The 25953-nt window shown below is 56.5% G+C and carries 29 protein-coding genes and 1 tRNA gene; 7 read left to right on the top strand and 23 right to left on the bottom strand.

Features of this window, described 5'->3' with window-relative positions; genetic code table 11:
• Window positions 1–83 precede the first annotated feature (83 nt).
• Window positions 84–911 (top strand): pyruvate, water dikinase regulatory protein, encoded by an 828-nt coding sequence (locus JUE67_RS00150; protein ID WP_203625555.1) that lies wholly within the window; start codon window positions 84–86, stop codon window positions 909–911.
• A 1366-nt stretch (window positions 912–2277) separates the two neighbouring features.
• Here the strand turns inward: JUE67_RS00150 and JUE67_RS00145 are convergent.
• The 7 genes from JUE67_RS00145 to hisS all read right to left on the bottom strand — a co-directional run bounded on the left by JUE67_RS00145 (window position 2278) and on the right by hisS (window position 9419).
• The gene (locus JUE67_RS00145) at window positions 2278–3168 is read right to left on the bottom strand and encodes a deoxyribonuclease IV (protein ID WP_203626048.1); all 891 of its coding nucleotides are present in this window, start codon (window positions 3166–3168) and stop codon (window positions 2278–2280) included.
• A gap of 119 nt (window positions 3169–3287) precedes the next feature.
• On the bottom strand, window positions 3288–4208 hold the full coding sequence (locus JUE67_RS00140) for a YitT family protein (protein WP_203625553.1): 921 nt from the start codon (window positions 4206–4208) through the stop codon (window positions 3288–3290).
• 114 nt (window positions 4209–4322) lie between these two features.
• Complete coding sequence (gene msrA / locus JUE67_RS00135) at window positions 4323–4844, bottom strand: peptide-methionine (S)-S-oxide reductase MsrA (protein WP_203625551.1); 522 nt, start codon at window positions 4842–4844, stop codon at window positions 4323–4325.
• Window positions 4844–5281 (bottom strand): peptide-methionine (R)-S-oxide reductase MsrB, encoded by a 438-nt coding sequence (msrB, locus tag JUE67_RS00130; RefSeq protein ID WP_203625549.1) that lies wholly within the window; start codon window positions 5279–5281, stop codon window positions 4844–4846. Before msrB ends, msrA begins: the two co-directional genes overlap by 1 nt.
• Window positions 5282–5415: 134 nt before the next feature.
• Entirely contained in the window at window positions 5416–6177 is a 762-nt protein-coding gene (locus JUE67_RS00125; RefSeq protein ID WP_203636912.1) for a nucleoside phosphorylase, read from the bottom strand.
• 154 nt (window positions 6178–6331) lie between these two features.
• Window positions 6332–8137, bottom strand: a complete 1806-nt coding sequence (aspS, locus tag JUE67_RS00120) for an aspartate--tRNA ligase (protein ID WP_203625539.1) — start codon at window positions 8135–8137, stop codon at window positions 6332–6334.
• Window positions 8130–9419: a histidine--tRNA ligase gene (gene hisS / locus JUE67_RS00115; RefSeq protein ID WP_203625537.1), complete on the bottom strand. Its 1290-nt coding sequence runs from the start codon at window positions 9417–9419 to the stop codon at window positions 8130–8132. Before hisS ends, aspS begins: the two co-directional genes overlap by 8 nt.
• Window positions 9420–9963: 544 nt before the next feature.
• Between hisS and JUE67_RS00110 the strand changes: the two genes are divergently transcribed.
• Window positions 9964–11280, top strand: a complete 1317-nt coding sequence (locus JUE67_RS00110) for an N-acetylmuramoyl-L-alanine amidase family protein (protein ID WP_203625535.1) — start codon at window positions 9964–9966, stop codon at window positions 11278–11280.
• A gap of 68 nt (window positions 11281–11348) precedes the next feature.
• Here the strand turns inward: JUE67_RS00110 and JUE67_RS00105 are convergent, their stop codons facing one another.
• The 8 genes from JUE67_RS00105 to JUE67_RS00070 form a co-directional block, all read right to left on the bottom strand.
• Window positions 11349–11972, bottom strand: coding sequence for an HAD hydrolase-like protein (locus tag JUE67_RS00105; RefSeq protein ID WP_203625533.1), 624 nt, complete (start codon window positions 11970–11972; stop codon window positions 11349–11351).
• Window positions 11972–12418, bottom strand: a complete 447-nt coding sequence (dtd, locus tag JUE67_RS00100; protein WP_203625531.1) for a D-aminoacyl-tRNA deacylase — start codon at window positions 12416–12418, stop codon at window positions 11972–11974. Before dtd ends, JUE67_RS00105 begins: the two co-directional genes overlap by 1 nt.
• 124 nt (window positions 12419–12542) lie before the next feature.
• Window positions 12543–14771, bottom strand: a complete 2229-nt coding sequence (locus JUE67_RS00095) for a RelA/SpoT family protein (RefSeq protein WP_203625530.1) — start codon at window positions 14769–14771, stop codon at window positions 12543–12545.
• A gap of 97 nt (window positions 14772–14868) precedes the next feature.
• Window positions 14869–15192: a hypothetical protein gene (locus JUE67_RS00090; RefSeq protein ID WP_203625528.1), complete on the bottom strand. Its 324-nt coding sequence runs from the start codon at window positions 15190–15192 to the stop codon at window positions 14869–14871.
• Window positions 15185–15931, bottom strand: a complete 747-nt coding sequence (locus JUE67_RS00085; protein WP_203625526.1) for a 16S rRNA (uracil(1498)-N(3))-methyltransferase — start codon at window positions 15929–15931, stop codon at window positions 15185–15187. Before JUE67_RS00085 ends, JUE67_RS00090 begins: the two co-directional genes overlap by 8 nt.
• A 1-nt stretch (window position 15932) precedes the next feature.
• Window positions 15933–16880, bottom strand: a complete 948-nt coding sequence (gene prmA, locus JUE67_RS00080) for a 50S ribosomal protein L11 methyltransferase (RefSeq protein WP_203625524.1) — start codon at window positions 16878–16880, stop codon at window positions 15933–15935.
• A 9-nt stretch (window positions 16881–16889) separates the two neighbouring features.
• Window positions 16890–17396, bottom strand: a complete 507-nt coding sequence (locus tag JUE67_RS00075; protein ID WP_373300866.1) for a DUF3013 family protein — start codon at window positions 17394–17396, stop codon at window positions 16890–16892.
• The gene (locus JUE67_RS00070) at window positions 17387–18010 is read right to left on the bottom strand and encodes a DNA-3-methyladenine glycosylase (RefSeq protein ID WP_236002608.1); all 624 of its coding nucleotides are present in this window, start codon (window positions 18008–18010) and stop codon (window positions 17387–17389) included. The genes JUE67_RS00075 and JUE67_RS00070 overlap by 10 nt, the downstream gene beginning before the upstream one ends.
• Before the next feature lie 141 nt (window positions 18011–18151).
• Here JUE67_RS00070 and JUE67_RS00065 point away from each other — a divergent pair, with 141 nt between their 5' ends.
• Both JUE67_RS00065 and JUE67_RS00060 read left to right on the top strand, forming a co-directional pair.
• Window positions 18152–18400 (top strand): hypothetical protein, encoded by a 249-nt coding sequence (locus JUE67_RS00065; protein WP_203625518.1) that lies wholly within the window; start codon window positions 18152–18154, stop codon window positions 18398–18400.
• A 13-nt stretch (window positions 18401–18413) separates the two neighbouring features.
• Window positions 18414–18872, top strand: coding sequence for a GNAT family N-acetyltransferase (locus JUE67_RS00060; protein WP_203625516.1), 459 nt, complete (start codon window positions 18414–18416; stop codon window positions 18870–18872).
• Between the two features lie 105 nt (window positions 18873–18977).
• Here JUE67_RS00060 and JUE67_RS00055 read toward each other — a convergent pair whose 3' ends face one another.
• From JUE67_RS00055 to JUE67_RS00045, 3 genes are read right to left on the bottom strand one after another with little or no spacing between them, the layout of a single operon-like run.
• The gene (locus JUE67_RS00055; RefSeq protein ID WP_203625514.1) at window positions 18978–19370 is read right to left on the bottom strand and encodes a DUF1093 domain-containing protein; all 393 of its coding nucleotides are present in this window, start codon (window positions 19368–19370) and stop codon (window positions 18978–18980) included.
• On the bottom strand, window positions 19370–19555 hold the full coding sequence (locus JUE67_RS00050) for a hypothetical protein (RefSeq protein WP_203625512.1): 186 nt from the start codon (window positions 19553–19555) through the stop codon (window positions 19370–19372). The genes JUE67_RS00055 and JUE67_RS00050 overlap by 1 nt, the downstream gene beginning before the upstream one ends.
• Before the next feature lie 8 nt (window positions 19556–19563).
• A complete protein-coding gene (locus tag JUE67_RS00045; protein WP_203625510.1) occupies window positions 19564–19941 on the bottom strand; it encodes a hypothetical protein in 378 nt (125 codons plus the stop codon).
• Window positions 19942–20059: 118 nt separating this feature from the next.
• Between JUE67_RS00045 and JUE67_RS00040 the strand changes: the two genes are divergently transcribed.
• Both JUE67_RS00040 and JUE67_RS00035 read left to right on the top strand, forming a co-directional pair.
• Window positions 20060–20146, top strand: a tRNA-Ser gene (locus tag JUE67_RS00040).
• 218 nt (window positions 20147–20364) lie between these two features.
• Window positions 20365–20538 carry a hypothetical protein gene (locus JUE67_RS00035; RefSeq protein WP_203625508.1) on the top strand — a complete coding sequence of 58 codons (174 nt, stop codon included), beginning with the start codon at window positions 20365–20367 and terminating at the stop codon, window positions 20536–20538.
• Between the two features lie 181 nt (window positions 20539–20719).
• On the opposite strand, the gene JUE67_RS00030 is transcribed toward JUE67_RS00035, so the two are convergent.
• The gene (locus tag JUE67_RS00030) at window positions 20720–21334 is read right to left on the bottom strand and encodes a sugar O-acetyltransferase (protein WP_203625506.1); all 615 of its coding nucleotides are present in this window, start codon (window positions 21332–21334) and stop codon (window positions 20720–20722) included.
• 217 nt (window positions 21335–21551) lie between these two features.
• Between JUE67_RS00030 and JUE67_RS00025 the strand changes: the two genes are divergently transcribed.
• Window positions 21552–21965 carry a hypothetical protein gene (locus JUE67_RS00025; protein WP_125696379.1) on the top strand — a complete coding sequence of 138 codons (414 nt, stop codon included), beginning with the start codon at window positions 21552–21554 and terminating at the stop codon, window positions 21963–21965.
• Window positions 21966–22179: 214 nt separating this feature from the next.
• On the opposite strand, the gene JUE67_RS00020 is transcribed toward JUE67_RS00025, so the two are convergent.
• The 4 genes from JUE67_RS00020 to recJ are packed head-to-tail and all read right to left on the bottom strand — an operon-like array spanning window position 22180 to window position 25834.
• Window positions 22180–22491, bottom strand: a complete 312-nt coding sequence (locus JUE67_RS00020) for a DUF960 domain-containing protein (protein WP_125696380.1) — start codon at window positions 22489–22491, stop codon at window positions 22180–22182.
• A complete protein-coding gene (ybaK, locus tag JUE67_RS00015) occupies window positions 22491–23003 on the bottom strand; it encodes a Cys-tRNA(Pro) deacylase (protein WP_203625504.1) in 513 nt (170 codons plus the stop codon). The genes JUE67_RS00020 and ybaK overlap by 1 nt, the downstream gene beginning before the upstream one ends.
• Before the next feature lie 18 nt (window positions 23004–23021).
• Window positions 23022–23549 (bottom strand): adenine phosphoribosyltransferase, encoded by a 528-nt coding sequence (locus JUE67_RS00010; RefSeq protein ID WP_125696382.1) that lies wholly within the window; start codon window positions 23547–23549, stop codon window positions 23022–23024.
• A gap of 20 nt (window positions 23550–23569) precedes the next feature.
• On the bottom strand, window positions 23570–25834 hold the full coding sequence (gene recJ / locus JUE67_RS00005; RefSeq protein ID WP_203625496.1) for a single-stranded-DNA-specific exonuclease RecJ: 2265 nt from the start codon (window positions 25832–25834) through the stop codon (window positions 23570–23572).
• Window positions 25835–25953 lie beyond the last annotated feature (119 nt).

The following is a 25953-nucleotide window of genomic DNA, read 5'->3' as shown; positions in this document are numbered from 1 at the left end:
GCGGGTGCACGATTTTTCTCACCTACGTGGTCGACGCGCACAATATGGTATGATAACGGTATCTTAACACTTGGAGGCACGAGATGGCAGAAGAACTGAACCTTTACATCATCTCCGATTCGATCGGCGAGACCGGTCTGAAACTCGCCCAGGCTGTGGCGGCCCAATACGGCGATCGCACGGCGCACTACATCCGCTTCCCGTTTTGTCACGACGAGGAAAAATTGATGCAGACCATCGAGCAGGCCAAAGCCGACCGCGGCATTGTGATCGCGACCCTGGTCACTCCTGGCCTCAGCAAGCTCGCCCGCGGTTACGCCAAGCAACAAGACGTGCCGCTGATCGACGTGATGACGCCAATGCTAGATGCCGTCACCACCCTTACCGGCGAGGCACCAAGCGGCGTGGCTGGCGCGGTGCACGACCTAAATGAAAAATACTTTGATCGCATCTCAGCCATGGAATTCGCCGTGCTTTATGACGATGGCAAGGATCCGAAGGGTTTTTTGGAAGCCGACATCGTCCTGCTTGGCGTGTCGCGGACCAGCAAGACCCCGTTGTCGCTGTTTTTAGCCAACCGGAACCTGAAAGTGGCCAACTTGCCGCTTGTGCCAAACGCTCACATTCCAGATGAGATCTACAAAGTCGATCCGCACAAGATTGTCGGCCTGACCACCGATGCGTCTGTCCTCATGGAATTTCGCCGCCAGCGCATGATCGCGTATGGGCTCAATCCGGACACCGCCTATTCTGCCCGCGACCAGGTCAGCGAGGAGCTCGCCTTTGCCGACCGCCTGTATCAGAAGCTCGGCTGCATGGTGATCAACACCGCCCAGCGCTCGATTGAGGAAACGGCCACGCTGATTCTGGAGCACATGGGTATCGACGAATTCGAGACCGGCGCCAAGTAACTCACTTTAGATAAAAATCATTCCAGGGAGGTCCTCATGCGAAGGGCCCCTTTTTCTTGGCGAAAATTATTATTTGCGGCCAGCTTTTGCCGGTTTGATGGTCCTAAAAACCAGTGAGGACACCGTGTGACGCCATCCCAAAAGTTTTCGGATGAGATCCCGGGCGTGCGCCATTTGTGCCGTTACTTTTGGTCAAGCGGTGACGGAATCGACACGGGGACTTTTTCAAAGGTGGCACAACCCAACGTCACGAGATGATTGCTCGATTCGCATATTATTTGAAAATAGTCTCAATTCTTTGGATTCAACATCTCTCGGTCAGTCCCCCATTTGCTACCTTAAAGTTGACCTGTTTTGGTAAAAATAGTGAAGGCGCCGAAAAATATTTTTTTTGCTCGAGATTGTTGCCTTGTCAGCGTTTCTAGCCTGTGCAAAAAAAATTATCTCAAAATCTCGATCACATTTTACGGCGCCCACTCGCTTACTATAGTGTAAGGGGAAGGAAGGTGGCTCCTTACCGACGTCCGGATGAGCATGCCCCAAGTGGAGACTGTCGCATGCATATTCATTCGACTCCATGGGCGGTCGGGGGAAACAACACACCTTCAAAACGCGCGTATGTACAACGCGCATTCAGCACCACCCGCACCACGGGAGCCCGGGTTCCCATAATAGTCTTTCATCAAACTGTCGTGCAGCCCACCTTCGTTTGCAGGACCAGAGTGCGGCCCAACGTGACATGGACGCCCAACTCTTCGGAGGAGGGAAGGTCATCGACCCTACAAAGCCTATATATCTATCCCCCTGCACCAGCGTCCGATATGGCGGCGACTCAAAGATCCAACAATGATGAAAGACGCTCGGTTCGCCTCGGCGAGCCAGAAATGTTGCTCTGTCCCCGGCGGCAACGCCTTGTCACGCTCTTTGACAGCTGAATAAGATCTACCGGCATCCACACAAATGTCGTGCAGCCCACCTTTGTTTGTAGGACTGGAATGCGGCCCATCTTGAGCCGGACGCCTGCTTCTTCGGGAGTGGGAAGGTCACCGAAATTCTAAGCCTACATGACCTAAGCTTACTGCACCAGCAATCGATATGGCGGCGGCATGGATGCCAACCAAGTTTCAAAGAGCAATGTATTCACACAAGTTGCGACTGGCGAGGGCCTGTCGTTCGCAACTTGTGTGGCCCCCGGTCTGGTCAAAGGCCCGATCGGATCGGGGGTACATAGATGCGCTCATCAGATGCGACGATCAATGGGGCCTACGACTGTCGGCAACAGAATCAAAAAGGCCCGGCAAAAACACCGGGCCGATCAATCATCTGTTCAATTTTAGCTAGACCTTTGGCGAAAGAACATGCGGCACTACGCCTCTGCCAGCGCGGTCAACTCCTCTGGCTGGAACACGCCTGTTTTCAGCCAGTTCAACTCCACGGCATACGGCGCGTGTTTGTGTTTGGGGTCGGTTCCGACATACGGCGTCTCAAGAATTTTCGGCAGATGTGCGAGCTGGGGGTGATGCGCGATGGCATACAGTGCGTCAAAGCCGATCGACCCCATCCCGATGTTGGTGTGACGATCTTTGTGTGCGCCCTGAGGATTTTTCGAGTCGTTGAGGTGGATGATCGCCAGTTTATCGAGGCCGATCACGTGATCGAATTCGTTGAGGACGCCGTCAAAATCATCGCGGACCGGATAGCCGGCGTCGCTAATATGACAGGTATCCATGGTCACCATCACCTTGTCCTGGTGGTCGACTCGGTCGATGATCGCGGCCAACTCCTCAAACGTCCGCCCGACTTCTGTGCCTTTGCCCGCCATCGTTTCAAGCGCGATGGTGACGTGCTGGTCAGCTGAAATAATTTCGTTGAGGCCGCGGGCGATCTGCGCAATGGCAGCCGGGGCGCCGGCGCCAACATGTGCGCCGGGATGAAATGGCATGCTGTAGGCGTGCAGCGCCTCGGCGCGCGCAACCTCCTCTTGCATGAACTGCACCGCAAATGGGTAATTCTCGGGCTTGATCGTGTTGCCGAGATTGACGATGTAAGGCGCGTGAATCACCAAGTGCGACAACCCGCCGGCCGCCATTTCGGCGAGGCCTTCCGGAATCCGCATCTGATCCGTGGATTTACGCCGCGTGTTTTGCGGGGCGCCGGTATAAAACTGCAAGGTGGTGGCGCCGTAACTTTCAGCTTCCTCGACGGCGCCCAGAAACATCCCCTTGCCCGACATACTGACGTTGGCGCCGATCAACAAGTCATCCATGTTTGCCCTCCTGATGAAAAAAGCGGCACCTGGCCGCTTTTTCGTGCGATCTGTATGAACGCGTCGAACTGATCTAAAGACTAAAGACGTGCTGCACTTATAGCGCAAGATCAATCCGCTTTTGGCTCGTAAAAATGCCCCATGATCTTAACGGATTCGGTGATGGACACAAAAGCATATGGGTCCGCCTTGCGCATCGCCGTTTCCAGTTCGTACATTTCAGCGCGGGAAATGATCGTGAACAAGATCGTCTTTTCCTCGTGGCGGAAGGCCCCTTCTGCATCGTGGACGATGGTGATGCCGCGCCGCAGGGTGTTTTGAATCTCATTGACGACGGCCTTGGGGTGCTCCGTGACGATCATCACCTGCATCCGCTGCTGGCGGGTGAACAGCGAGTCGATCACCTTGCCATTGATGAAGATCGCCATCGCGGAATAAAGCGCGTGCGGCCAGTCATTGACGAAGCCGGCCAGGAAAATGATCAAGATGTTGAAGGCGATGTTCACGGTGCCCACGGTGGTGCCGGTCTTGCGGCGCAGCACGATGCCAATGATATCCAGGCCACCGGTCGACAAGTTATTGCGCAGCGCAAATCCAGTACCCATCCCGTTGATCAGCGCGCCGAAGATCCCGCAGACGATCGGGTCCGTGGTCAGCGGTTTGAGGCCGCCCAGCAGGCGAATCATCACAGTCGAAAAGACGACCGCCAAGAACGTGAACATGGTGAAGCGGTGGCCGATCTTTTTCCATGCCAGAACAAACAGCGGCACGTTCAACAGAAACAGCAAGGTCCCGGTCGAAAAAATATCGGTGCTGGCAATTGGGCCAAACGGTGTCGCCACTTTGAAATAGAACCACTTGCGGACCACGGTGGCCAGCAATTGCGCCGCCCCTGTGATGCCGCTGGCGAAAACGCCGGCGGGCTCCCAGAACATATTCAGTCCCACCGCCACACAGATACTGTAAAACAACGCGGCGGTGAGCCGACTTGAGTTTTGATGACGACGGATCAAGCGATCGATCTCTTGCATGATTATCCTTTCCCTGATTCAGTGTGCATTCAGTATAACACGCAGGGACTACTTCAAGCCGCAAAAATAGCGAGTCAGCCGCTGCCGATTCGCCATTATTTGTGCGAGAATTGTTCAGCCATGCCAGTGGGCGCGTTTGAACTGCGCGCGCCCGCCTTCTTCTTCCATCTCATAGCGCAGCGGATTTTTCTTATAAAACTGCTGGTGATAGCTCTCCGCCTGATAAAATGGCTGAGCGGGTTCGATGGTCGTGACGATCGGCTTATCGAATTTCCCAGATGCCTCGAGTTTGGCCTTGGAAGCTTCCGCGGCTTCTCGCTGCGCCGGCGAGTTCACGAAGATCACCGGCCGGTAGCTGTCGCCGCGATCCTGGAACTGGCCCATCGCGTCAGTGGGATCCGTCTGGCGCCAATAGATCTCGACCAGTTGCGCATAGGTGATCACGGCCGGGTCAAACGTGATCTTGACCGCCTCCGTGTGGCCGGTGGTCTCGCTGGCCACCTCGCGATACGTCGGGTTGGCCACATGCCCGCCGGTATAACCGGACACGACCGACACAATGCCGGGCTGGCGGTCAAACGGCTGGACCATGCACCAGAAACACCCGCCGGCAAAAATTGCTGTCTCTTCTGCCATCAGCGCGCCTCCTTGAAAAGACTGCGGTACTCGCCGTAACCCGCCTTGTCCAGATCCGCGACGGGAATGAACCGCAACGCCGCCGAGTTGATGCAATAGCGCAGGCCGCCTTGATCTTGCGGGCCATCCGTGAAGACATGGCCGAGATGCGAGCCGGCGTCTTGACTGCGGACCTCAACGCGCTCCATGCCAAAGCTCTGGTCGCGGTGTTCCTTCAGTTTGCCGATCGGCTTCGTGAACGCCGGCCACCCACACCCCGCATCATACTTATCCGCCGAGGAAAACAGGGGCTCGCCGCTGACCACATCCACATAAATGCCATCTTGATAAAAATCATCATACCGTCCGGAAAATGGCCGCTCCGTAGCGGCGTGCTGCGTGACTTCATACTGTTCAGGCGTCAGTCGTTGCTTCAATTCGTCATCTGTTTGCTTCATCTTCCTCACCTCGCGTCCAGTATACCAATTCCCGTCTCGGTTGTCAGCAATTTAGTTGTACATATGTTAATGTTTGCAAAAAAAAACCAGGAACCGGCCATCGTGCGCCGACTCCTGGTTATTTGCGCGGTCTGCTAGCCACGGGCCAGTGCCTGAAGCGCCAAGCGGGTGGCCACCTCCCGCGCGCCTAGCCCAAACGTGCGGGCATCATGATGGCTTGGATCCGCCAGTGAGTCACCGGTGAACAGCAACTCGGCGAACCGCACGTCGCGATACCGCGCACACGACGCCAGTGCCGCCGCTTCCATTTCCACGACCGTGACCCCTGCCGACAGCGCCTGCGCGATCTGCGCCGGCGTTTCGCGGAAAAAGGCATCCGTGGTCCAAGTCTTCACGCGCTCGACCGGGCTGCCGAGCGCCAGCAGTTGGCTCGCCACGCGCTCGCCAAAGCCTGCCTCAAACACAATGCTGGGCGCAGCCGGCAAATAATGATAGGAGGTGCCTTCATCCCGGAGCGCCTCGCTCACCAGCAGTAAGGCCCCCTCCTCGCGCGCAGTCAAGGTCCCGCAAGACCCAACCGCCACGATCTCACGGGCACCGTACGCAATCACAAATTCCAGCAATTGCGTGGCAGCCGGCGCTCCCAGTGGCGCACGGCACAGCCCAATTTTCTCACCGGCCACCTCAAGCCCCCAAATGGGGAAGGTGTTGCTGACGGTCTCAAACACCGCCAGCTGCTGGGCAGAATATTGCTGGCACATGGCCGCGATCGTGTCCTCGCCCACAAACGCAAACACAAACTTGGCCGGAAAATTGAATCCTTCATCGCGAAACGGTTCGATCACCGCTTTGGCGCGGCCCGGAAACCCCAGGGGCAAAAATCGATCGTCAGTCATGTCACACCTTCTTTTCCAAATTCAGAGCACCAGGTTTGTTGACCAGAGCACCAGGCTTTTCCCATCAGCCTCCGCGGCCCATTTTCGGCGAGAACAAAACGGCGCCGACCCTGCGCCTGTTGCGCGAGCCAACACCGCTTTTTCAAATCAATGCTTATTCCGTCAGCTGATCATCGGCTGCGTGAGCCTTGTCTGGATCGACGCCGCCGCGGACCTCGATGCCAAGATCCTTCAGCTGCACATCCGCAACCGGGGTCGGCGCGTTCGTCATCGGCTCAGAGGCCTTGGAGTTCTTCGGGAAGGCGATCACGTCGCGAATGTTGTCGCGGCCGAGCAGCAACATCACGAAGCGATCCAAGCCGATCGCCAGACCACCATGCGGCGGAAAACCGTATGTCAACGCGTCAAGCAGGAAGCCAAATGCCTTTTGCGCGCGTTCTGGGGTGAATCCTAACGCATGCAGCATTTTTTCCTGGATCTCGCGCGTGTGGATACGAATCGAGCCGCCGCCAAGTTCGTCCCCGTTCATGATGATGTCGTAGGACTGGGCATGGGCGCTGTGCGGATCGGTGTCCAAAAGCGGCACATCCTCTTCGTTTGGCATCGTGAATGGATGATGGGCCGGAACCCAGCGTTCAATGCCTTCATCGTATTCAAACAGTGGCCAGTTGACGACCCAGCAGAATTCGTAATCGTCGGAATCGATGAGGCCGAGCTCCTGGGCAAAATGCACCCGCAGGTAACCCAGACTGGCCGCAACCACGGTCGGCTGATCGGCGACAAACAAAATCAGGTCGCCGGCATTGGCTGCCACGGCGCGCGTCAAGTCACTGCCATCGCCGAAGAATTTGGCGATCGGACCAGAGATGCCGTCGTCGGTGACTTTGAGCCAGGCCAAGCCTTTTGCACCAAAGCGTTTGATGTAGTCCTGCTGCTCATCGATCTTTTTGCGGGAATACTTCTCCGCCCCGCCCGGCACCACGATGGCGCGGACTTGGCCGCCATTGGCAACGGCGCCGCTGAAGACCTTGAAGTCTGAGTCCGCGACTAGCGCGGAGACATCTTGGATCAGCATGCCAAAGCGCAGATCCGGGCGATCGGAGCCGTATTGATCCATGGCGTCCTGCCACTGAATGCGGCGGAACGGCAACTTAACGTCGATGCCTTTGACATCCTTCATCACGCGGGCGATCAGGCCTTCCGTGAGGGTCTGAATCTCCTCTTGATCAAGGAAGCTGGTCTCCATATCGATCTGGGTGAATTCAGGCTGACGATCGCCGCGCAGATCCTCATCGCGGTAGCAGCGCGCGATCTGATAGTAGCGGTCAAACCCGGCGCCCATCAACAGCTGCTTGAACAGCTGCGGGGACTGCGGCAAGGCGTAAAAACTGCCTGGGTAAACGCGAGACGGCACCAGATAGTCACGCGCCCCTTCAGGCGTGGATGCCGTCAGCGTTGGCGTCTCAATGTCAAGAAAGCCGTTGTCGTCGAAGAAATGGTGGACCGCCTGCATCACCTTGCTGCGGGTGATGATCGCCTCTTGCATTTCCGGCCGGCGCAAGTCGAGGTAGCGATACTTCAGCTTGGTCTCTTCGGTGGCGTTGACGTTGTTGTCAATGTCAAACGGCGGCGTCTTGGCCTTGTTCAAAACAGTCAGGCTGCTGCATTCCACTTCGATCTCGCCGGTCTTCATCGCCGCGTTTTTGGCCTCGGCCGCGCGGGCTTTGACCACGCCAGTTGCCTCGATCACATATTCGCTGCGGACATCTTGCGCGATCGCCAACGCATCGGCGCCGAATTCTTGTGAAAACACCAACTGCACGATGCCATGAATGTCGCGCAGATCGATGAAGATCAAATTCCCGAGGCTGCGGCGTTTTTGCACCCAGCCCTTCAAGGTCACCGTCTGATCGATATCACTTGCCCGGACATCACCGGCATAGATTGTGCGTTTACTCATGATCTGCCTCCAATAATTCCTCATAAAGCTGCTTAAAGTTTGTGCGTAGCTCCGCAAACGCCACTGGCTTTTGCGCACCGGTGGCCATGTTCTTGACCTGCACCGTTTCGCTGGCCAATTCTTCTTCGCCGATGGTCAAGGTCAGCTGCGCATTTTCCTTGGCTGCGGACTTGAACTGGGCCTTGGCTTTGCGGCCGAGAAAATCCATGTCAACGGCATAGCCCTGCTGGCGAATCGCATGCGCCAGCTGCAAGGCGGCGGCGTTGGCCTTATCATCGATGGTGACCAGGTACACTGGCAAGCTAGTCGTGACGGTCTGTTTTTGCATCAGCAGCATCACGCGCTCAACGCCCATGCCAAAGCCGATGCCAGGCGTCTCAGGCCCGCCGAGTTCCTCGACCAAGCCGTTGTAGCGCCCGCCGGCCAAAACAGTGGTGAAGCCGCCGTCGAAGACAGGGTCATCGCTCATGATCTCGAAGATCGTGTGGTTGTAGTAATCCAGGCCACGCACCATGTCGGCATCGATCTCGTATTGAATGCCGAGGCCATCCAAGAAGCCGCGGACCGCGGAAAAATGGGCAGCCGCTTCAGGCGTCAGATAGTCGAGAATTTTCGGCGCGCCTTCGACGATCTCCTGGTCACGCTTATCCTTGCTGTCGAGGATGCGCAACGGATTTTTCGCCAGGCGGACCTTTGAATCGGCGGACAGTTCATCCTGATACGGGGTCAGGTACGCGATCAACGCGGCGTGGTACGCCTCGCGCGTGGCCGGGTCGCCCAACGTGTTGATCACCACTTTGAGGTTGCCTGCGCCCAGTGCCTTGAGAAGGTCGCTGCCCAGCGCGATCACTTCAGCGTCCAGCGCCGGGCTATCGACGCCGAATGCCTCGACGCCGAATTGGTGAAATTCGCGCTGGCGGCCGCTTTGGGGACGCTCATAGCGATACATCGGACCCATGTAATAGACCTTGTATGGCTTGGCGAACTCCGGCCCGTACAACTTATTTTCCACATAGGCACGCACCACGCCTGCAGTGCCTTCTGGACGCAGCGCCATTTTGCGGCCGCCTTTGTCCTCGAAGTCATACATTTCCTTCGTCACGATATCGGACGTGTCGCCTGACGAGCGGGAAAAGACTTCGTAATTTTCAAACAACGGGGTGCGTACTTCCTGGTAGCGATACGCGTCAAACACGCGCCGGCCGATTGCCTCGGCCCGCTGCCACAGCTCACTTTGGCCAGGCAGAATGTCGGCTGTGCCTTTTGGTCGTTGATAACTCATTGTCGTTCCTCCATTTATTTGCAGGTGCAAAAGAAAACGCACCCCTCGATTTGTCGAAGGGTGCGTTGCACGGTACCACCTTACTGTTTCACTTAGCCATAACGGCGGCGACCGGAGCGGATCTGCCTCAGAAGTGTCTTTTCGACCTATCCCGGCTTTCACCAATTCCCGGGTCGCTTATGGCGGTCTATCCTACTTCGTCTTGGGCACTGCAATATTTAGGTTCAGCATACGTTTTTAATGAAAACTTGTCAATGATGCATCGGGCAAACAACAGCAAAAACATTGGCGTTGCCCCGGGTGGGCTTCGACCAGAAATGGCTGGAACGCTCCCAAGTGACTTTAAGCCCGCAAAGGTCGCGGTCTTAAAGCTCACTTTCGGTGCAAGCGGCACAGCCATTTCTGGCTGAAGCCCGCCCGCCTTCTTCATCGACTCAACCATTTATTTTAGGAAAGCCGCACCGTGACAAAATTCTCGTCCCTCTGCCTTATCTGGCGCGGGTTTGGTATAATCGACGTATATCAGATGAGGACTGATGCGAATATGCGTTTCAAACAACTCAAAAAATGGCCGTTGATCGTGCTTTTTTCCCTACTGGTCGCGATCTCGGCGGCGACGACCACGGTGCTCGCCAACAATCAAACGCTGACCGTTCGCGCCTCAGTGCTCAACGTGCGGCTTGGCCCCGGGCTTGGCTATAGTGTGATGGGCCAGGTGCAAAATGGGACCCAGCTGACGGTGATCGATAAGGAGAATTCGTGGTACCAGGTGCGCCTCGCCGGCAATCGCATTGGCTGGGTCGCCTCTTGGCTGGTCGATCAAAACGAAGCAACGACCACCACGGCGCGCGTCGCGACGGTGGCTGGGCAGGTCAATGTCCGCCAATACGCGACCACGACGTCGAAGGTGCTCGGCACACTTGAGCCTGGCGACTCCGCGAAGGTGATCTATCAGGAAGGCGATTGGACCGAGATCGCGTATCAAAACACGGCCGCCTGGGTCTACACGAAGCTGATCAATATCACCAATCAAACGGTCACGTTGGAGGCGCCGAAGCAGAGTGCGGCCGTCGCGACGAAAGCTGCTGTCACGGTGGTCAAGGCCACCACCACGACCGCGGCCAATGTGCGCGAGGCGGCCGGCATCAACGCGCCGATCGTCACCCGCCTGACAAAGGGCCAAAGCGTCACAATTTTAAAACAATCCGGAGAATGGTATTACGTCCAGACCGCAACGGGTAAAAAAGGCTACATCGCCAGCTGGATCTTGTCGATGCCGGGCAGCGCGACGGCCAAGGCCGCAACCAGCCTGAGCGAGGCGACGATCGTGCTGGATCCGGGCCACGGCGGCACCGACTCCGGCGCCCAGTCCACAAGCGGCGGGTCGGAAAAGACGTACACGCTGGCATTGGCGAACAAGGTCGGTGCAGCGCTCAAGGCACAAGGCGTCAATGTGATCTACACGCGCAGCGATGACAGCTTCGTCGATCTCGCCCCGCGGCCGGCCGTTGCCGAAAAGGTCCACGCGGATGCCTTCATCTCCTTCCATTTTGACTCGACGCCAAACGCCAACACAGCGAGCGGCTTCACGACTTACTATTACAGCGTCAAGAAGGACAAGACGCTGGCCACCTACCTGAACAAGAGCTTCACAGGCTTGGGCCTGACCAATCGCGGCGTCGAATTCGGCGATTTTGAAGTGATTCGGGAAAATACGCAACCGGCTGTCTTACTCGAGATGGGCTACATCAACGATGATTCCGATTACGCCAAGATCAAGTCCGCCGCCTATCAGCAACAGATCGCCAGCGACATTGTCAGCGGCTTGACCAGCTACTTCAAGGCTGGCAACCATCAATAAGGATTCAAAAAAAGTCTCAGGTAACCGCGATGTGTGCGGCCACCTGAGACTTTTTTGAATCGCTTATTTCACTTGAAAAACGCCGGGATCTCATGCAGATGCTCGACTTGATGCGTCGCCATCGGGGCATCGTTGAGCCCATCGACGTTGAAATAGATCGTCTGGACCCCTGCCCGCTGCCCGGCCAAGACATCCAGCCGCCGATCCCCGATCATTGCGGTAACGTCCGGATTGAGCTGGTGCCGTGCGAGCAGGTAATTGATTGCGGCCGGATCTGGCTTGCGGGGCAGCTGAAGGCGCGCGGTGACGCCACCGAGAAACAGGTCGCGCAGGTCGTCTTTTGCCAGCAACGCCCATGCGCTATCATCGCGGTGCGTCATGAGGAGATTGTTGCCGCCAGCTTTGATGATGGCCCGCAACACAGCGGCTGTTTCGGGGTACGGCTTGGCCTCCAGCAGGCGCTGTTTTTCCCTGGCATGATAGGTCGCAAGCAGCTGGTTGCGGGTAGTGCCGAGCGCTGGTGCCACGCGGCCGGCGATGGCGAAAACAGAGGTCTCCTTGGCCTCGCGCAACAGTGCGGCCGAATCAATCGTGAGCCCGGCTTCTTGAAGGACGTCATGCAGCGCCGCCATCATCACGGGATAAGTGTCGTAAAGCGTGCCATCCAGATCCCAGATCGCATTGACCAGCATCATTTCGCCTCCGTGTCGTAACAGATCGTGACCGGGCCGTCGTTGACCAGTGCCACCTGCATGTCCCCGCCAAACTCGCCGGTCTCAACAGGCACGCCCAGCGCAATGAGGTCAGCGTTGAAGGTCTTGTACAGCGCCTCCCCCAATTCAGGCGGTGCCGCTTGGGTGAAACTCGGCCGGTTGCCGTGCGTCGTTTCGGCGTACAGGGTGAATTGCGACACGGACAGCACCGCCCCGTTCACGGCGGCCAGCGCGAGATTCATTTTCCCGGCGTCGTCGCTGAAAACACGGAGCTTGCTGATCTTCTCGGCGAGGAATTGGGCATCCTCTGCCGTATCGTGCGGACCGACGCCCAGCAACACCAAAAAGCCGCGGTCGATCTGACCCACGACTTTCTGCTCGATCGTGACGCTGGCGGATGAAACTCGTTGAACAATGGCGCGCATGTGGAATCCTTTCTGGCTGAGAAATCTGGACTTGCGGGCTGAGAATCTAGAATGAACTATCTGCTCAGACCTGAACGGCCCGCTACGCATCCTTTCTTAGTTGAGCTCCGCCGAGCAGCCTTTCCTATCCTTTCGACCTTTTCACTTCATACACATCTGGCACGTTTTTGATGGCGTCCATGAGGTGGTCGAGGTCGGCGAGATTGCGGATGCCGACTGTGACGTGAACGTCGGCCATTTTGTCGTGGTCGACGCGGCCGCTGACGTTGGAGAGGTTTTTGCTGTGCAGGTTGAGGACCTGGAGCACGTCGTTGAGCAAGCCGCCGCGGTTGTAGCCGTAGACTTCAAGGTCGGTGTCAAACAGCTGGGTTTGGTCGTTCATGTTCTGCCACTGGACGTCGATCAGGCGGCCGGCCATTTCTGGTGAGGATTGGACGTTTGGGCAATCGGCGCGGTGAATGGTGACCCCGCGGCCCTTGGTGACGTAGCCGACGATCGGATCGCCGGGCACAGGGCTGCAGCATTTTGCCAGATGGACCAGCAGGTTGTCGACGCCTTCGATGACCACGCCATCGTCGGTGCGACTGGTTGGTTTTTTACCTTCCCGCTGCAGGGTCGTGACCTTTTTGTTTTGGTCGAGCATCGCCTGCTCGCGTTCCTTTTGGTCGGCGGCCTCTTTTTCCTTCCGCGCCTTTTCGGTCAGGCGATTGGCCACGATCTTCGCGGTGTATTCGCCGTAACCGATCGCGCTCATCAGCTCCTGTTCAGTGTTGAAATTGAGCTTCTTGAGCAGCTCGACCATCGCCGGCTTGCCATTTAAAAAGTCCTTCGGCAGGTAGCCCATGTCTTGCAGCTGGGATTCCAGGGCGTCGCGGCCCTTATCGGCGTTTTCGTCCTTATCCTCCAGCTTGAAGTAGCGGCGGATCTTGTTGCGGGCGCGAGAGGTGTAAGCCAGGTTGACCCAGTCGCGGCTTGGGCGGCTGGAGGAATTGGTCAACATCTCGACAATGTCGCCGTTTTTCATTTGATAATTCAGCGGGACGATCTTGCCGTTGACCTTGGCGCCAACGGAATGGTTGCCGACTTCGGTGTGGACCATGTAGGCAAAATCCAGTGGTCCTGACCCCTTTGGCAGCTCGTAGACATCCCCGCGCGGCGTGAAAACATACACGCGATCGGAGAAAATGTCGCCTTTGACGCTGTCCATAAAATCATGGGCGTCTGTGCTTTCGTCTTGGATCTCCAAGATCTCACGGAACAGGTCGATCTTGTTGCCGGCGTTGTCGTATTGGACCTCGGTCGTTTGGCCTTCCTTATACGCCCAGTGCGCCGCGACACCAAATTCGGCGACGTGGTGCATTTCTTCGGTGCGAATCTGAACTTCAAGCGGTTTGCCTTTTGGCCCGATGACCGTCGTGTGCAGCGACTGGTACATGTTGGCCTTTGGCATCGCGATGTAGTCCTTGAAGCGGCCCGGCATCGGCTTCCACTTGGTGTGAATCGCGCCCAGCACCGCATAGCAATCCTTGATGGTCTCGGTGATCACGCGCACCGCCAACAGATCATACAGTTCATCAAACTGTTTGTGCTTGTCGCGCATTTTTTTATAAATGGAGTAAATGTGCTTTGGCCGGCCGTAGATCTCGTATTTGATGTTGAGCTCGGCCAGAGCCTGTTTGATGTCGACGATGGCCGAGGCAATGTAGGCTTCCCGCTCGCCGCGTTTTGACTTCATCAACTGGGCGATGCGGTAATACTGCTGGGGGTTGAGGTAGCGCAACGAAAGGTCCTCAAGCTCCCATTTGATGGCACTGATCCCCAAGCGATCGGCTAGTGGGGCGTAGATCTCCAGCGTCTCGTTGGCGATGCGGCGCTGTTTGTCGGGGCGCAGGTGCATCAAGGTGCGCATGTTGTGCAGGCGGTCGGCCAATTTGACCAGAATCACGCGCATGTCTTTGGCCATCGCCAACAACATTTTCCGGTGATTCTCCGCGAGCTCGTCTTTGTGCGCGACATAGGTGACCTTGCTGAGCTTGGTCAGGCCGTCGACGATCACCGCGGTCTCTTTGCCGAAAACTTCCTGGATGTCGCCAAGGGTAATGTTGGTGTCCTCGACGACATCATGAAGATACCCGGACGCCACGGTGACCGGATCCATTTTCAAATTGGCTAGAATACCGGCGACTTGCACCGGATGAATGATATATGGCTCGCCGGACTGACGTTTTTGATCTTTGTGCACATAAGCGGCAAAGTCGTACGCCTTTTTCACAAAAGCCAGATCCTGTTCATTCATGTACGCTTCGCACATGGTCATGACTTGGGCTTGGCTCAATTCTTGTTCTTCCGCCATGATTGACCCCCCTGATACAAGAAAAGCACGCGTTCGTCTGCGTGCCCCTTCCCGTCGGTTTCAGATAGCTAAATTATACTGAAATCTGCCAAAAAAGCTAGTCCTTCAGCCAAGCAAGCAGGCTGAGGACCAGGTAGATGCCGGCAAACCAATAATCGTACTGGGCAAAGCGCCAAAAGACCATGCCGGCAAACAAAACTGGCATGAGCAGCACCCACCAGAGCTTCAGGCTGTGTTTCTTGATCGTGCGGCCGATCCACAAAGCCAGGCTCATGTCGATCAAAATAAACAGCACAAAGACGCGCTCGGGCACGCTGATATGGAGCCAGCGAAACGGCCATGGCAAGATCACGGTGGTCAGGACACTTAATAAAACAAGCAGGCCGCTGGGCGACTTGCACCAATTCACGAATTTACTCATCAGACGCTCCCTGTAATTCAGTCAATGCCGAAACGGCGCTCAGCAGATAAAGCGGCGCCGTTTCGGTGCGTAAAATGCGCGGCCCAAGCCCCGCAGCGAGAAAACCAGCTTCGCCAAGGGTGGCCACTTCTGCCGGCGTCAGCCCACCTTCTGGCCCAAAAACGACCGCCAGCGACTTGGGGTGCGCGGCCAGCGTGGTCGCCAGCACCGCACGTTCCCCCAACTTGGCACTTTCTTCATAAGCCACCAGCTTGGCTTCTTCGGTGGCCGCCGCCACCGAAGCCAGTCCTGCAACATAGCCCACCGCCGGCACCACGGCCCGGTGGCTCTGTTCCGCGGCGCCTTGCGCGATCGCGACAAGGCGGGCCAGCTTCCGGTCGACCTTTGCAGCCGGCCATTTTGCCGTTGCCCGGGTGCTCGGGAAAAAAGTGACGGTGCTGGCCCCGAGCTCGGTGGCTTTTTGCACGATCCACTCGGCCTTGTCGCCTTTGGGCAGGCCACAGAACAAGTGAACACTTAAAGGCAATTCTACTTGTCCGGGGACCGATTCGTCAATGTGCACCGTCAGCGGCGTCACATCGACGATCGTCGCCCGAACCACGGCACCTTGGCCATCTGCGAGTTCAAGCGCGTCACCGACCTGCATCCGCAGCACCTTGATGGCATGATCGGCCACGTCACTTGGCAGCGTTAGCGTCGCGTCAACAGGCAGCGCCTGCGTCACAAAAAATCGCCGCATGTCAGGCCTCCTTGGGAATACGTTGGGCGACAAGCGCGGTCCAATCACCGGCCTGCTGCAAGACCGCGACCTGCATCCCTGACTCGTGCAGGGTCTGTGTGATCACTGCCACCTTGTCGTGGAAAATACCCGACAGCAGAAGTTTGCCGTCCGGTTTGAGCACAGCCGGCACCTGCGGAATCAGCGGCACCAACACCTCCGCCAAAATATTGGCGAGCACCAGATCCGCTTGCGGCATGGTGGCTGTCAGTCCGTCCGCAACGACCACATCGATGCCCGTCAGCGCATTGCGCGCGATGTTCGCCTCCGCATTCGCGACGGCCTTGTCATCGATGTCCGTGGCCAAGACGTGCTTGGCCCCCAGCATCCGCGCGGCAATGGCCAAAATACCGGAGCCCGTACCGACATCCAGCACCTCCTCCCCACCACGCAGGCTCTGTTCCAAAAGACCCAAGATCAAAGCGGTGGTGGGATGACTGCCGGTGCCAAATGCCTGGTCGGGGTCGAGCCGGATCAATTTTTCATCTGGGCATGTCGGCTGATAGTCCAGCCACTCGGGGACGACGGTCAAAAAACGGGTCAGCCGCAGCGGGCGGTAATATTGCTTCCACGTGTTAGCCCAAGTGGCATCGGCCAGCAGCGCAGTCGTCACCGTGCCGGCACCCTTGGCTAACCCGAAGCTCGGCAATAGCGCGACTTGCGCCAGCACCGCAGTTTGAAGCGCCGGAGCATCGACCTGGTCGTTGAAATAGCCGGTGACCCGCGCCCCCTCTGTCAGATGCGGAATGAGCGCAGGGTCGATCGGCTCGCCGGCGCCTGTGACGAGCGGCTGGCGAAAATCGGCGCTGTCTTCGATCTGCACGCCTTCTGCGCCGCGCTCAAGTAGCATGTTGGCGACCGCGTCGACCGCCTCAGTGCTCGTTGTGACATGAACCATCAACCAAGCCATGCGCGCCTCCTAATACTTTGGGTACGGGTAAAACGTCTGCTTCGCCGCTTCCGGCTGCGCTTCGACCGCCGCCTGGTAGGCCGCATTGTCGAACTGCAGGGAAAATGTTTCGGCGTCGCTGGTGCCATCGACAAAGTCCAGCAGGTCGCTTTCGCCATCATCAAGCAGCGTCTGGAGCTGATCAAACAGCGCCACAACCGCGGCCTGGCTGATGCCTTTTTTACCTTCAAACGGCACGACAGCCAGGTAATTGTCGGCATAGTCCTGACCGTTCATGCGCGTCGCGTCGTAAAACAGAATCGCGTCGGCATAATCCACTTCATCGCCGTCTTCAAGTGTTTGGCCGTCTTGGTCCTCCACTTCGTAGCCTTCCTTGGCCTCCACGTACATCGTCAGCTCCACTTCGATCACGTGAGCCTCTTTGTCCCAGTTCAGATCAAGGTCCCCGTCAAAGTCCAGGGCATCCATTTTATCGCCGATATAATCCAGCATGTTTTCTGTTTCGCTCATTGCCATCCTCCTCGTTGGTCGACCAACGCTCGTTTCATATCCGATACATATTGATTGCCTTGCACAAAAAAACGCAGTGGCGCGGTCGTCGCCTCGCCTTTGTTCGGCACCCCGATGCGCGGGGCCACGCCGATCGTTTGCGGCAGGCGCGCCGGCATCAGGCTCAAACACAGCCGGTTGCGATTGAGCAACGTGGCATTGTCTGCGCGCGTGAGGGCCAGCGCCTGGCACAATTTTCCCGGCCCATTGGTCAGCGCCGGCCCGCTCACCCCGCGCCGCTGGGCCATGAGAGCCAGGCCGGTCAGCGGCTCGAGCGCGCGAATCAGGACGCATTGCGGCACCGCCTTTGCCTGGGTCACCAGCTTTAGGAGGCAATACTGCCGCATCTGATAGACATACACCGTGCCTGCCGCGTCATACAGCGCTGAATTCCGCGGGGTGCGCCGTCCTCCAAATGCGTGCGCCGCGCGATCGCCTTCGCCAAGGTAAGCCTCTGTTTCAACGATCAGCCCTGAGCAAGCGCCCACTGTCAGCACACAACCCAGCAGGTCCCTCGCCGACGTGATCGTCGGTTGATTCTGCAATTGATCTTCGACCGTCATTTTCACAATTTCTATCATAGGCTATGCGCCGGGCCAGGAAAAGCGGATTTCGCGATGGCGGCCGGCGCCGGCGAATTTTTCCCAGGGGTTGAAACTAGTCCTTTGCCCAAAAGATCACTATAATAGGTAAAAAGACGCCTGCGGGCAAGGAGGAACATCATGGCTGAAAATAATGCACTGCGTCATCTGATCTCAGATGCGGCGGATCAACTCACCTCGGAGCTGTACACCGACGATAAGGTTCAAGACCGGGTCAAGACCTGGGAAAAAGGCACCCCGAATCCGTCCGCGGCGGAGCAATACGCCTACTTGATGGCGGAAAACCGCAACTACGCCGAAGAACTCGTGTATCGCGTGCTGGCCAAGATGGCGGATGACGGGCTGCTCAAGACGCCGGAAGAACCGTAAGCTGGCGGGCCGCATGGAGACCGTGGTTCTGACCGCAAAACTGCTGCGGCAAAAGCCCGCCCTGGTGACTTGGGCGACAACTCTTTTGAATAAGGTCCACTGGCAAGCCGGCCCCCATTTGGCGAAGCTGCTCGCTGGCGCCGGCCTGAAAAAAACGGAATGCGTCATTCTATTGCTACAGAATGACGCCTTGATCGGTTTTTGCGCCTTGGTTGACCAAGACATCGTGCTGGACACCGGCTACTCACCGTTTGTGTCCTCTGTTTATGTGGACCCTGCTTATCGCGGCCAGGGACTGAGTATGACCCTCGTCGGCCTGGCGGAACAGCGCGCCCAAGCCGGTGGCGCGACGACGCTGTACATCGTCACCCAACACACGGGGCTGTACGAGCATCGCGGCTTCAAGCAGATCGGCGTCGGCAAAGACATTTTTGACCGGCCGATGCGACTGTTGGCGAAGCAGTTAGGGTAATGGGCTGCGGTCCGAATCACCCCACAGAAAAAGGCCAGTGCACACGCATGTTATTTCCGCATGCGCACTGGCCTTTCGTGTCTCATCAATTATTTTGTTGATCGCTCACTGATTTTTGATCGCGCTGAGGGCTTTGGCTGGGACATCGCCTTCGCTGATCGTCCATGGGCCATTCGTCACCCGTTTTTGCGAGATCTTCGCGCGGACATAGGTGCCCGGCGTCAGTGGCGTTGGGTCGGCGCTTTCCGGGCCATCGTATGTGAGCGTGGTCTTGTTGCCCGAGGCGTCGTAAAAGTCGAAGGTATATTTGATCATATAATATTGCTTCCCATTGACCTTATAATCGGTGCCCTTGGCCGTCTTCGATTTTTCCTTGACGCCTTCCGTCACCACGGCGTATGCGTCATGGCTGTGATACGTGGTGTCCCAGTAGCGGTACCCGACAAATCCGAGGGCAGCGATGAGAATCACCGCGATCAGCCCAGCAATTTTTTTCATTATTGTTTCTCCTTGTCTTTCGGTTGCGCCGCATCGCGCGGGTCGTGTCTTGCCGCAGACTGCTTGAACGCGGTCTGGAAGCGGTGGAATAGACTTGGGTCACTTTCGCGCGCCACCTTGACCATTTTGGCAAAATCATACGAGGTCGGATCGACGTCATTGCTTTTATTTTTATTGAACCACATTTTATTTTTCACCCTTCCACGCTCACCAGCCGGCGCCGCGTGCTGCGCATCAATAGCGCCAGTGCCAGCAGGTGCACGACCAGGATCACTGGGCTGTAGTTGGGAATCAACGCATACGCGATGTAGACGCAGACGCCCAGCGTGTTGGCGACCATGCCCAGTTTCGACGTCAGCGATTTCGCGTAACTGAGCACGTGCAGCGCCGCGCCGACCAAGTTGAGCCACCACCACTGCAAGGTCCAGGTGAACAACAGGTCGCCGCATGCTGGCAGGGAAAATTGATGTTGGACGACAAGCGACAGCGCCGCCGCCACCATGACGCCTGTGATGAATACCGCATACATGAAGCCATAAAGCGCGGGGAGTTTTACCAGCGAGAGTTTCACGTTCGCACTTCCTATGTCTTTAATGAATAACATAAGTATACAGAGTTACGCGGCGAAAACAAATCTCTTCAGCCCCCTTTGCAAAATAATAATGATTTGCTATACTGGTAAACGTTCTGGAGAGTTGGCAGAGTGGTAATGCAACGGACTCGAAATCCGTCGAACCGGTAACACCGGCGCGCAGGTTCAAATCCTGTACTCTCCTTTCAGTGCCTTTTTCAGAGTTTAGTTGGACCCGGAAATGCCGTTAAATCAGCGTTTCCGGGTTTTTGTTTTCGACTGTTTTAGAGTGAATTCGATACTGGAGTGCACAAAAAGGGCACAAAAAGGGCATCGCTCTCAACTTATTTTAATGACGCTTAGGATTGAGACCAAAAGACCGAGCGAACGTACTCAATAGAAAAATCATGAGGAGGCCAAATCATGCCAAACATTGAATCAAAAATAAGTGCCGATCTGCTGGCGAGACTGGAAGAAAATTCAAAGCATGAGCCAATGTTTGACCAAACGAATATTGCACAATTTGAAAAAAATATTGACCAGCTGCTAAATGACGAGCAAGTCGCTCTTGCCATGCGGTTGATGGCAGATGCATGAATTGCGAGAGCTTTTAGTTCGGGCTACGAGTAACCACCTTTGGGGCCATCGTGAGCAATAGACATTTGAGAAGTCAGCCCACCGGTTTCATCCTCTAGCATTTATATCCTTTTCCTAGGTACAATCGAAAACGCGGAACGCCCACGACAGGCATTCCGCGTTTTTGCGTTCACTGCTAAGACTACCGCCCGGTTTCCCGGTGATAAGCGGCTTCCTCCGCCGCCCAAGTCGCACGCGTTGTGTCGTCGATCTTGCGCAACACACGTGCCGGGTTGCCCACCGCGATCACATGGTCCGGAATGTCATGGGTGACGACACTTTCCGCGCCGATCACCACATCGCTGCCGATCGTTACCCCGGGGCAGATCGTCACATCCCCGCCGACCCAGACATGGCTTCCGATCGTGATCGGATGGCCATATTCAAGGTCGCGTTCGCGCACGTCATAACTGATCGGGTGGCCGGCGGTATACACGCCGACCCGCGGCGCGAACATCACGTTGTCCCCGATCGTGATCGGCGCCACGTCCAAAAAGATGCAGTCGTAATTGGCATAAAATTGTTTGCCAATATGAATATTCTTGGCGTAGTCCACCCGAATCGTCGGTTCAATATAAGCATCATGGCTCGGGCAATCGATCAGCTGATCCAACAGCGCTTTTTGCCCCGCCGCATCGTCTGTCTGATTATAAGCAGTCACAAGTTTGCGAGTCGCCGCACGCCGCGCCACCAGGTCTTTGTCTGGCGAATAATATAGTTTACCCGCGGTCATCCGGTCATATTCAGTTTCGGTCATTCATGGGCCTCCTCTAATTTTTGGCGCGAAAAATCGGCGTCTGTTTGTCTTTTTCATGATACCTCATTCGCGTGATCACGCCACATGACAGGTGTCATAAATGGGAAAAATAAATAACCAACGATTTTTAACTATTGTGTATAAATTATATTGATAATTAGTTTTTCGAGTGTTAGTCTAGGTGAGTAAGTTAATAGTTGAGCAAGGAGGCTTTCCTATGAGCACCGATGAATATGTCGCATCTGTTAATCAGCAACTCGAACGGCTTTTGGTCTATGAGACAGTCTTCAAGGAATACGTTCACACCTGCCGTAACATCGAAAAGGGGAACTGCTACGCAAGTGAAAGCCTGGCCCGGCTGCGGGATTACTACAGCAAGAACGTGCTACGCTTCAATCGTTTTGTCGCCCAGTGCGAAAAACTCCAGGCGCCGCGCGGATATGCCGCATTCAACCAGGCCTTGATCAGCGGATTGGAAGATATCCGCGCGGGGATCTTGATGACACTGTCTGCGATTCACGACAACGGCGTCGAACATCCCCGCTTTGAACAAGGGGTCGAAGAGCAGCAGCAAGCTCGCGCCGAGATCAACGAGGCATTTGCTCGCATCGAACCGCAGGCAGTGCTTTAACACTTACTATGGTCCATTTTGGTCCGTCACCAGGGAAAACGAACGCGAGCCTGCACGCAAATGCGCCGACCAGTCTCAGCTGCATGCGCCACTGATGCGTCTGCCGTTAGCCCGCGGCATGGGAGTCCCCCGCCGCTGTCCCGTACCAAATGCCAACAAACAAATAGCCGCAACGCACTGTTAAAAATGCGTTGCGGCTATTTGAGTTACCTCATTAACGATTGGTCTCTTCGGGCAACAAAATCGTCTGATTTTCACCATCATCGTAGGCCATCACCGTGTCCGGGAAGCTGTCGTCATAGGTGAAGTCCAGGTCAAAGGCCATTTGCGTGTCTTGGCCCTCTTCAGAAAAGCCGATGGTCAGCTGGCCGTCTGAATTCAGTAGGTCAAACCGGAGCAAATTGCCCAGTGGTAGGACCCCTTGCAGATTTTGATCAATGATCATCCACACGCTGTCGATGATCTCTCCTGGCAGATTGGCGATCACGCCATAGGTGGCAAACCGTGCTTCATCTCGTGAAAACATCAGGCATCCTCCTCTTCAAGCGCCGTGAAATCAGCGAACTGGGCGTCGCAGACCTTCAGTAGATCCGCCGGGGCTAACCCGACAGAGCGGCCGATCTTGCCAGCCGAGACGATGATCTCCGCTTCATCTTGGGCCTCAATGCCCAAATAGATCGGATAGTTATGCCGTGCATGGATCCCGATCGGCGTGTTGGCGCCATGCTCGTAGCCCGTGGTCTTCACCAGGTCCTTGAGCGGCACCATGCCGACTTTTTTGTTGCCGGAAACAGCCGCCAATTTTTTATAGGCAATGTGGCGATCAAGTGGCACGACCCCGACCACGGGACCGGTCTTGTTGCCAGTCAGCACAAGCGTCTTGTAAATGCGGTGCTCATCAACGCCGATATGGTCGACCGACAGCTGGGCGACATCTCCCGCTTCATGAGTGGGAAATTCATATGGGACATAGGCGATTTTCGCCTTATCGAGCATCTTTTCGACAAGTGTCTTGTCTTCTTTTTTGTGTTTGGCCATTTGCAGACCTCCCTCTGGTTATGCGCCAGTATAACTCATCAGCGTAAACATATCATGATCTTTGATCCGGTCGCGGCCGTGCAGATCCGACAGTTCGATCAAAAATGCGGTGCCGACGACAATGCCACCAAGTTTTTCCACGAGCTCAATGGTCGCTGCGATCGTGCCGCCTGTTGCCAGAAGGTCATCGCACACCAACACGCGCTGGCCTGGTTTGATGGCATCTTCATGCAGATACAAGGTCGCCTGGCCATATTCGAGGTCGTAAGAGGCGCTGACAGTCGGGCGCGGCAGCTTGCCTTTTTTCCGTGCCGGGGCGAACCCAACGCCGAGCTTATACGCCACGGGGCAGCCAACGATGAACCCACGCGCTTCAGGGCCGACGATCATTTCGACGCCTTTGTCCTTGGCATATGCGGCGATCTCATCGGTCGCGGCGGCATAAGCCTTGCCATCAGCCATCAGCGGCGAGATATCGCGGAACACGATACCTGGCTCTGGAAAATTATCAACACTGGCTACATAATCCTTAAAATTGATGCTCATATAAATCTTCCTCACATTCGTTATTCAAGCAGAAGCCGTTTCGCCAGGCTCGCGCGATCATCTGTCTGCAGGTGCTGCGCTAACGCCAAAAAGGCCTCGCGCGCTTGATACACAGTCGCAGTATTCAACGCGCGGCGGGCGGGCGCTGCCACCACCGTGATCAGCGCACCCTCAATTGTAACAAATCCAAGCTCAAAAAACACCTGAACGGCAAAGATCACCTGCTGCACAGTCAAATGGACCTCGCGTGCCAGCGCCGGCAGATGGTGCTTATCAAATCCCGGCTGGCCTTGCAAAAACTTCAGCACCCGCCCGCACTCTTGCCGCGTTGGCAGGGCCACGAGTTCGGCGGCCGGCGCGGTGAAGATCACCCGCACTGGGGCGGTCAAGTTGGCGGCCAGGGTCGCCAGCTGCTGGTCCGAAGCCGGCAGATCCACCAGCACCGCATTGGCCAGCGGTGCAGTCACATCTTGGGCCATCACGACCGGCCCGCCGAAGAAATATTGAGTCGTTAATGTCTGTTTATGCTTGGCGTCAAAAAAGACATAAGTATACGCCCGGCGGAACTGCTCCCCACTTGGCTTGGGCAAGCGCATGTCGATCACGCTTGGCGCCGATAGCTGCCAGTCTTTGAGCTGAAGCTGCAAAGTGGTATTGCCCTGCCACGTGTTTTGGCCAAGACAGACCGCCAATTTTGCCTGGTCCGCATGACTCAGGGCACTGGCGTCTTGGCCGCGGCCAAATGCGATCACGTTAAGCCCATCTGCCTGAAACTTCAGATGCGCCCCTGTTTTGCCCAATTGGCGAATGTCGCCGAGTTGATGAGGCAAAAAACTGAACACTGGCTCCTCATTCCCCGGGCCAAAGGGGGCGAGCTGCCGGATCAATTGATAATTGGCAAGCGTGAGGTCACGCGCATCGACCTGTGCGGCGAGCGTCAGGGTCGGGCGCGGCACATCGGTGAGGGTCGTGGCGGCGGCCTGCTCCATCGCGTCATGCAGCGCAGGCAGATTGGCCACAGGCACCGTCAATCCGACCGCCATGTGATGGCCGCCAAAATGCGTCATCTGATCCTTGGCCGCATTCAGCGCATTGAAGAGATGATAGGCTTCGATCGAGCGGCCGGAGCCCTTCGCAGTTTTCCCATCTTCTTGAATGTTCAAGACCAAAGTCGGCTTGCCGGTTTCTTCCACAACATGGCTGGCGACGATGCCGAGCACCCCTTCATGCCAGCCGGTCTTGGCCAACACCAACGTTTTTGCCTGCTGATTGGCGGGCGTGGTCGCCATTGCCAAGGCTTCATCGGCGATCTGTTTGACCAGCGCCTGCCGCTGGGTGTTCAATTCGTTGACCGTGTGGGCCAGGGCCGCGGCTTCATCTTCGTCAAACGTCGTGAGCAGCGTCACCCCAGGCTTGGCCTCGCCCAACCGGCCCAGCGCATTGAGGCGCGGGGCGATGCCAAAACTGACCGAGGTCTCATCCACGGTCTTGGCATCGATGCCGGACGCCTGAAGCAGCGCCGCTAAGCCGATGCGCGGCTGGCTGCGGATCATGCGCAAGCCAAGCTGCACGATCACCCGATTTTCATCCGTCATGCCCACCAGGTCGGCAATGGTTCCAAGGGCGGCGAGGTCGATGCTTTCCAGCGGCGGCTCTCCCAGCAGCGCGGTCGCAACTTTGAACGCGACGCCGGCCCCTGAAAGATCGCTAAACGGATAATGACCGTCTGGATGGCGAGGATGCACCACCGCGACCGCCTTGGGCAAAACAGCCGGCAGTTCGTGGTGATCCGTGACGACCACGTCCATGCCACTGGCCATTGCCTTGTCGATCACAGCTGCGCCACCGACGCCGTTATCCACCGTGATGACCAGTTGCGTCCCTGTTTTTTGCAAATAATCGTAGACGTCCTGATTTGGGCCGTAGCCATCCGTGAATCGGTCCGGAATGAAGACCTCTGGCTCGGCGCCGATGCTTTGCAGGGTCTCAAGCATGATGCTCGACGCGGTCAACCCATCCACGTCATAATCGCCGTAGATCGTGATCTTCTCACCGCGCTCGATCGCCTGGGTGATGCGGGCGACGGCCTTATCCATGTCATGCAGTAGCAGCGGATCGTTCAGCCGGCCCACGTCCGGATTGCAAAAATTATCCAGCGCCTCCTTCGTCGTGATGCCGCGTTCAAGCAACAGTCGCGCTAAAAAAGGCGGGACCGCTAAGTCTGCCGCCAGCTGGTTCACTGCGTCTGCGGGTCGTGCCTGCAATTGCCAATCAAAAGTCGCCATCGCCATCGTCCTTTCTAACTGAACAAGTATAGCAAAGAAAACCGCGCATTTTAGAATCAAGTTAGCCACTGTCTCAAAATTTTTTGGACAATAAAAAACATCAAGAACAGATATCCTGT

This window comes from Lacticaseibacillus mingshuiensis, from assembly GCF_016861785.1.
In the GTDB taxonomy this organism is placed as follows: Bacteria; Bacillota; Bacilli; order Lactobacillales; family Lactobacillaceae; genus Lacticaseibacillus; species Lacticaseibacillus mingshuiensis.
Note: the sequence above shows the minus strand (reverse complement) of the source record. Positions and strands in the feature narration are given on the sequence as shown.

Bases quoted from the DNA above. Each gene is read 5' to 3' on its own strand.
- ybaK (WP_203625504.1), bottom strand. From the start codon at position 23,003: ATGGCCAAACACAAAAAAGAAGACAAGACACTTGTCGAAAAGATGCTC.
- JUE67_RS00095 (WP_203625530.1), bottom strand. From the start codon at position 14,771: ATGGCGGAAGAACAAGAATTGAGCCAAGCCCAAGTCATGACCATGTGC.
- JUE67_RS00050 (WP_203625512.1), bottom strand. From the start codon at position 19,555: ATGTGGTTCAATAAAAATAAAAGCAATGACGTCGATCCGACCTCGTAT.
- JUE67_RS00020 (WP_125696380.1), bottom strand. From the start codon at position 22,491: ATGTTTTCACGAGATGAAGCACGGTTTGCCACCTATGGCGTGATCGCC.
- JUE67_RS00140 (WP_203625553.1), bottom strand. From the start codon at position 4,208: ATGCAAGAGATCGATCGCTTGATCCGTCGTCATCAAAACTCAAGTCGG.
- JUE67_RS00055 (WP_203625514.1), bottom strand. From the start codon at position 19,370: ATGAAAAAAATTGCTGGGCTGATCGCGGTGATTCTCATCGCTGCCCTC.
- hisS (WP_203625537.1), bottom strand. From the start codon at position 9,419: ATGAGTTATCAACGACCAAAAGGCACAGCCGACATTCTGCCTGGCCAA.
- JUE67_RS00035 (WP_203625508.1), top strand. From the start codon at position 20,365: ATGCCAAACATTGAATCAAAAATAAGTGCCGATCTGCTGGCGAGACTG.
- JUE67_RS00025 (WP_125696379.1), top strand. From the start codon at position 21,552: ATGAGCACCGATGAATATGTCGCATCTGTTAATCAGCAACTCGAACGG.
- recJ (WP_203625496.1), bottom strand. From the start codon at position 25,834: ATGGCGACTTTTGATTGGCAATTGCAGGCACGACCCGCAGACGCAGTG.
- dtd (WP_203625531.1), bottom strand. From the start codon at position 12,418: ATGCGCGCCATTGTTCAACGAGTTTCATCCGCCAGCGTCACGATCGAG.
- JUE67_RS00065 (WP_203625518.1), top strand. From the start codon at position 18,152: ATGGCTGAAAATAATGCACTGCGTCATCTGATCTCAGATGCGGCGGAT.
- JUE67_RS00125 (WP_203636912.1), bottom strand. From the start codon at position 6,177: ATGACTGACGATCGATTTTTGCCCCTGGGGTTTCCGGGCCGCGCCAAA.
- JUE67_RS00030 (WP_203625506.1), bottom strand. From the start codon at position 21,334: ATGACCGAAACTGAATATGACCGGATGACCGCGGGTAAACTATATTAT.
- JUE67_RS00150 (WP_203625555.1), top strand. From the start codon at position 84: ATGGCAGAAGAACTGAACCTTTACATCATCTCCGATTCGATCGGCGAG.
- JUE67_RS00110 (WP_203625535.1), top strand. From the start codon at position 9,964: ATGCGTTTCAAACAACTCAAAAAATGGCCGTTGATCGTGCTTTTTTCC.
- JUE67_RS00105 (WP_203625533.1), bottom strand. From the start codon at position 11,972: ATGCTGGTCAATGCGATCTGGGATCTGGATGGCACGCTTTACGACACT.
- msrB (WP_203625549.1), bottom strand. From the start codon at position 5,281: ATGAAGCAAACAGATGACGAATTGAAGCAACGACTGACGCCTGAACAG.
- JUE67_RS00060 (WP_203625516.1), top strand. From the start codon at position 18,414: ATGGAGACCGTGGTTCTGACCGCAAAACTGCTGCGGCAAAAGCCCGCC.
- JUE67_RS00085 (WP_203625526.1), bottom strand. From the start codon at position 15,931: ATGCGGCGATTTTTTGTGACGCAGGCGCTGCCTGTTGACGCGACGCTA.
- JUE67_RS00075 (WP_373300866.1), bottom strand. From the start codon at position 17,396: ATGGCAATGAGCGAAACAGAAAACATGCTGGATTATATCGGCGATAAA.
- aspS (WP_203625539.1), bottom strand. From the start codon at position 8,137: ATGAGTAAACGCACAATCTATGCCGGTGATGTCCGGGCAAGTGATATC.
- JUE67_RS00070 (WP_236002608.1), bottom strand. From the start codon at position 18,010: ATGATAGAAATTGTGAAAATGACGGTCGAAGATCAATTGCAGAATCAA.
- JUE67_RS00010 (WP_125696382.1), bottom strand. From the start codon at position 23,549: ATGAGCATCAATTTTAAGGATTATGTAGCCAGTGTTGATAATTTTCCA.
- JUE67_RS00090 (WP_203625528.1), bottom strand. From the start codon at position 15,192: ATGAGTAAATTCGTGAATTGGTGCAAGTCGCCCAGCGGCCTGCTTGTT.
- msrA (WP_203625551.1), bottom strand. From the start codon at position 4,844: ATGGCAGAAGAGACAGCAATTTTTGCCGGCGGGTGTTTCTGGTGCATG.
- prmA (WP_203625524.1), bottom strand. From the start codon at position 16,880: ATGGCTTGGTTGATGGTTCATGTCACAACGAGCACTGAGGCGGTCGAC.